5 protein-coding genes are annotated in these 3395 nt (G+C 60.0%); 4 read left to right on the top strand and 1 reads right to left on the bottom strand.

Features of this window, described 5'->3' with window-relative positions:
* Positions 1–82 precede the first annotated feature (82 nt).
* Entirely contained in the window at positions 83–250 is a 168-nt protein-coding gene (locus tag P9M14_04365; GenBank protein MDP8254960.1) for a hypothetical protein, read from the bottom strand.
* 308 nt (positions 251–558) lie between these two features.
* Here P9M14_04365 and P9M14_04360 point away from each other — a divergent pair, with 308 nt between their 5' ends.
* The 4 genes from P9M14_04360 to P9M14_04345 all read left to right on the top strand — a co-directional run.
* A complete protein-coding gene (locus P9M14_04360) occupies positions 559–1368 on the top strand; it encodes a lysophospholipid acyltransferase family protein (protein ID MDP8254959.1) in 810 nt (269 codons plus the stop codon).
* Positions 1369–1487: 119 nt separating this feature from the next.
* A complete protein-coding gene (locus P9M14_04355) occupies positions 1488–2528 on the top strand; it encodes a DUF2804 domain-containing protein (GenBank protein ID MDP8254958.1) in 1041 nt (346 codons plus the stop codon).
* A gap of 245 nt (positions 2529–2773) precedes the next feature.
* Positions 2774–2995: a hypothetical protein gene (locus P9M14_04350; GenBank protein ID MDP8254957.1), complete on the top strand. Its 222-nt coding sequence runs from the start codon at positions 2774–2776 to the stop codon at positions 2993–2995.
* Between the two features lie 95 nt (positions 2996–3090).
* Positions 3091–3395: hypothetical protein (locus P9M14_04345; protein ID MDP8254956.1), on the top strand; the 305-nt coding region annotated here is incomplete at its 3' end.

Here is a 3395-nt window from a genome sequence, read left to right as displayed (position 1 = left end):
TTCTACAATGGCAAACGCAAACACTCGACCAATGGCAACCTGAGCCCGGTCGAATACGAAAGACGTTTCGAATGTCAGGCTGCTATGGCAGCATAAAAGAACCGTCCACTAAACCGGGGGAAGACCAGTTGCCCGCGTTGATATTGATCAATATGTTGGAAAAGACGTCCAGATCCAGGAAGGGGCGATACTGCGCGTACCACGCCAGGGTGATTTTAAACAGCAGCAGGGAATAGGCTGCCAGCGCCACGGCAACCACGACAACGATAATGTAACGCCTACAATCAATCCGCATTCTTCAGCAGTCCAACCTGGATTTTTTATCATGGTACGTCAACGCTTCGACCGGGCAAAGGGTTGAGCTGCCCAAGCAGCGTCCTCCAAGGCCGGGCTGGTCCGTGTTAATTGTCAGCCTACTGGACTTCCGAAGGCGATGGGGCTAAAAATACCGCTCGCCTTCGGGCATGCCGGGAATGGATTGTTAACCCTGATTATTCAAGCGGAGCGGGCTTCGCAACAACAGCATCGAGAATAATCCGGGCAAAGGAAAAGCTGGGAATGATCACAATACTGCGTTCGCTGCTGGCCTGGTTGACGACGGGCCTGATAATTCTGATTTTCCTGCCGCTGATGGCCGTGGTGCGGATCTTCGACCGCGATCCGGTGCACTACCGCACCGGCCGCTGGTTCAGGCGTTGCGGCGTGGCAATGACCCACGCTGTGCCGTTTTGGAAAATCCACGTTTTGGACGCCGATCGGGTAACCAATCCGCGCAATCCCTACGTTGTGGTGAGCAACCATCAATCGCTGGCCGACATCCCGATCGTCTCGCGCCTGCCCTGGGAGATGAAGTGGGTGGGCAAGGCAGTGCTGTTCAAGTTCCCGATCGGCGGCTGGATGCTCAAGCTCGCCGGCGACATCCCGGTCGATCGTAAATGCGTAAACAGCCGCGGCAAAGTGCTCGCGCGCGCGATGTGGTACATCAAACGCAAGTGCTCGGTGATGTATTTCGCCGAGGGCACGCGCACCAAGGACGGCCGCGTACTGCCGTTTCACAACGGCGCGTTCCACCTGGCGATCAAGGCCCAGGTGCCGGTGCTGCCCGTGGCCGTGGACGGCTCGATGGGCGCGCTGCCCAAACACAGCTGGCGGTTTCGCAAGATCAGCGAGATCTTCGTGCGCGTGCTGCCGCCGATCGACACTCGCGGCATGACCCTGGACGACATCACCGAGCTGCGCGAGCGCGTACGCCACGCGATCATGGAGCAGATCGCCCAGTGGCGTAACGTGGCCGTGGAGACGGTGGACTCCCTGGCCGGAGTAACCTGCGAACAGGCGCGCAAACCCTGGCTGGCCGTGCCGCGCTAAGCGCCGCGCCGCACGCCATCTCGATTCAAATCCAGACTCCGTTACTGTGATCGACGGGCTTGGTTGATTGCGGCCGGGGCCCTATAATCCCCCCGCAGCACAGCCCAGGAAGGATCAGCATGCGAGAGATCAAACGTACGCCGCAGAAGATCGTAACCAACGGCCAGGTCAACGAGTACGGCGTGTTCCGTACGCCGTTCCGCACGGTAAACCTCGAGCAGATCCGTCTGCCCGGCGTGCCCGCATCACTTACCAGAATGCGGCTCAAACGCTGGCAGCACTACGCGCTGATCGGCCAGGATTTCCTGATGGCCTTCGTGGTTCTCAATGCGCGCTACATGTCGACCTCGTTTTGCTACTTTCTCGACCGCACCAACGGCCGGATGGTGGAGCATCACCGCGAGGCGCTGGGCCCGCAAGCGCGGGTGGCCTCGGAGCTGTGGAACGGCCGTACGTACTTCAAAGGCATCGGCTACAAGATCGAAATTCACAACAACCTGGAACAGGGACTGCACCGGGTCAAAATCGACGTCAGCCGCCGACGGGGCAAGCCCGCGATCAGCGCGGACCTGGAATTGGTCGAGGATCTGGAGCGCGTGCAACCGCTGATCCCCGTGCTGCCGATCAGCGAGAATCGCCCGCTGTACACACACAAAGTCCCCTGTCCGGTGCGCGGCGAGATCAGGATCGGCGATCGACGGATCAGCGTCGAGGAGGGGCGCGACGTGGCGCTGATCGACGTGCAGGGCACGTTCTACCCCCGCGAGACCGCCTGGCACTGGGCGACCTTTGCCGGCCGCGATCCGGCGGGCCGACTGATCGGCGCGAACCTGGTGCAGAACATGATCGAGGACGACGAACGCTACAACGAAAACGCGCTGTGGGTCGAGGACTGCCTTTCGTTGTGGGGCGCGGCGCGCTTCGAGTTCGATCCCGAGGACGTGATGAGTCCCTGGACGATCCGCACCACAGACGAGCTTTGCGACCTGCGCTTCGAGCCCCAGGGCGAGCGCGCGGGCAAGATCAACCTCGGGCTGCTCAAGTCAGACTATCACCAGCCATTCGGCACCTTCAGCGGCAGGGTCGTGGACGCCAAGGGGCGTGAGCACAAGATCGAACGCATGTTCGGCGTCACCGAGTACCACACCGCTAAATTTTAACCCGACTACCGCGATTGCCCGTGCACCCGGGTTGGTCGACATAATGTAACGGCATGTAAATTCGTACTGCGCACCTCTGGGAGCGCAAAATCGAGATCCTTAAATATCAACCAGTTACCCCCCTCGCCGTCCTGGCACGCAACTTGCGGTAGATCAAAGCCGGATGTAGATGGGACCGGATTATCGTCGGATATCCGGTGTACGGAATTTTCCGTAACGCCGCCAGGCAGGCGCAGGAGTTTAGGATGGCAAACAAGCAACAAGACATTCTGGGTGGGATCGATGCCAAGAGCATACTCACCGAGGATTTGGATCAGCTGCTCCATTCGTATATGGCCGATGGAGGGTCAAGCCGGGTGCGAGCATCCCACGGTGTGGATGTGGGGCTGATCGTGGTCAGCACCATCGGGCTGGGCCTGATGATCTTCATCGCAATGGTGATCTCGATTCTGGCTGTGCCGATCTGATCGTCCGCTGCCCGATTGATCGGGCGCAACATTCCGCGGCCGCACATGGTCCTGATATACTGAACGCGTTCTAAGTATATCGAGCAGGAGACGTCATGCGCGGCATGCCTATATTTATCGCATCGCTGATACTCGTTGCAGCCATCACCCAGCCGTGGTTTACGCCGCAAGCTGCGGCCAACGACATGGCCCTGGGCGGCTCGGCCGCCGGAGTCTACCCGCTGAACGACACACAGATCAGGCTCGAACGCGAACGGGTGACGTTCTACGAGCTGGACCGCGGCGGCTGGCAGGTGCTGGCCTTGCTGACCTTCTACAACCCCACGGACCAGCCGATACAAATGCAGGTCGGGTTCCCGGTGACACTGCTGGGCGAGGGCTACGATGAGTTCGTGGTCCG

The sequence above is a fragment of the Candidatus Alcyoniella australis genome (assembly GCA_030765605.1).
Classification (GTDB): Bacteria; Lernaellota; Lernaellaia; order JAVCCG01; family Alcyoniellaceae; genus Alcyoniella; species Alcyoniella australis.
This window is presented reverse-complemented; position numbering and strand designations above follow the sequence as displayed.

Excerpts from the sequence above, each read along its gene's own strand:
- P9M14_04350 (MDP8254957.1), top strand. The coding sequence starts at position 2,774 with ATGGCAAACAAGCAACAAGACATTCTGGGTGGGATCGATGCCAAGAGC.
- P9M14_04355 (MDP8254958.1), top strand. The coding sequence starts at position 1,488 with ATGCGAGAGATCAAACGTACGCCGCAGAAGATCGTAACCAACGGCCAG.
- P9M14_04360 (MDP8254959.1), top strand. The coding sequence starts at position 559 with ATGATCACAATACTGCGTTCGCTGCTGGCCTGGTTGACGACGGGCCTG.